This is a genomic window from Mycolicibacterium arseniciresistens (assembly GCF_030519285.1).
In the GTDB taxonomy this organism is placed as follows: domain Bacteria; phylum Actinomycetota; class Actinomycetes; order Mycobacteriales; family Mycobacteriaceae; genus Mycobacterium; species Mycobacterium arseniciresistens.
Map to the genome: position 1 here is coordinate 1 of NZ_JAUMSQ010000382.1, position 1,224 is coordinate 1,224.

1 protein-coding gene and 2 pseudogenes are annotated in these 1,224 nt (G+C 73.3%); all 3 read right to left on the reverse strand.

Annotated elements, in window-relative coordinates; genetic code table 11:
- Window positions 1–181, reverse strand: a pseudogene (locus tag Q2100_RS28780) (bifunctional diaminohydroxyphosphoribosylaminopyrimidine deaminase/5-amino-6-(5-phosphoribosylamino)uracil reductase RibD); the annotation flags it as partial.
- The gene (gene rpe, locus Q2100_RS28785) at window positions 178–858 is read right to left on the reverse strand and encodes a ribulose-phosphate 3-epimerase (RefSeq protein ID WP_264011930.1); all 681 of its coding nucleotides are present in this window, start codon (window positions 856–858) and stop codon (window positions 178–180) included. The pseudogene Q2100_RS28780 and the gene rpe, both read right to left, overlap by 4 nt.
- A 5-nt stretch (window positions 859–863) precedes the next feature.
- Window positions 864–1,224, reverse strand: a pseudogene (locus Q2100_RS28790) (rRNA cytosine-C5-methyltransferase); the annotation flags it as partial.

Genomic DNA, 1,224 nt, shown 5'->3' on the forward strand with positions numbered 1-1,224 from the left:
CGGCCCGCCGCAGTGCGACCACCTCGGCATGCGGCCCGCCCGGCGGCTCGGTGGCGCCCACGCCGGCGACCTCACCCTCCGCGTCGAGGATCACCGCACCCACCGGCGGGTTGGGATAGGTCGTGCCCTTCACGCGGTCGGCGTGTTCGACGGCCAGCCGCATCGCGGCCTCGGGGGTCACAGCACCAGGTGTCGGGATGCCCCTGCGGCCCGCTGGCGCAGCGACGCCACGGCGGCCGCGGGATCCTCGGCGCTGTAGACCGCGGACCCGGCGACGAAGCAGTCCACCCCGGCCTCGGCGGCCGCCTCGATGGTGTCGGCGTTGATGCCGCCGTCGATCTCGACCAGGATCGTCAGTTCGCCGGCGTCGACGAGCCGGCGGGCGGTGGCCACCTTCGTCAGCACCTCGGGGATGAACTTCTGGCCGCCGAAGCCGGGCTCGACGGACATCACCAGCAGGGTGTCGAAGTCGCGGAGGATCTCCAGGTAGGGCTCCAGCGATGTCCCGGGCTTCACCGAGAGGCCGGCCTTGGCGCCTGCGGCGCGGATGTCGCGGGCCACGCCCACCGGGTTGTCCGTCGCCTCGGCGTGGAAGGTGACGTTGTAGGCGCCTGCCTCCGCGTACGGCGGGGCCCACCGGTCCGGATCCTCGATCATCAGATGGCAGTCCATCGGGATGTCGGTGACCTTGAGCAGCGACTCGACCACCGGCAGGCCGAGCGTGAGGTTCGGCACGAAGTGGTTGTCCATCACGTCGACGTGCAGCCAGTCGGCGCCCGTCACGACGGCGGTCTCGTCCGCCAGTCGGGCGAAGTCGGCGGCCAGGATCGACGGCGCGATCATCGGTTGCTCCGGCATGGATTTCACCCTACTTCCAGCGCCGCGGCGAACATCGCGTCGGTGCCGTGCCGGTGCGGCCACAGCTGGACGTACGGGCCGTCGCCGAGGTCGGGCAGCGGGTCGCGGCCCGCGGCGAACATCGGCCGGGTGTCCAGCGCGGTGACCGGGTGGCGGCGCAGCGCGTCGGCCACCACGCCCACCGTCTCGGCCAGGTGCGGCGAGCAGGTGGCGTAGAGCACCACGCCGCCCGGGCGGGTGAGCGCGATCGCCGCCGCGAGGAGTTCACGTTGCAGTTTCGCCAGCGCGGGCACGTCACCGGGCTGCCTGCGCCAGCGGGCCTCGGGTCTGCGGCGCAGCGCGCCGAGGCCGGTGCACGGCGCGTCG

Bases quoted from the DNA above. Each gene is read 5' to 3' on its own strand.
- rpe (WP_264011930.1), bottom strand. From the start codon at position 858: ATGCCGGAGCAACCGATGATCGCGCCGTCGATCCTGGCCGCCGACTTC.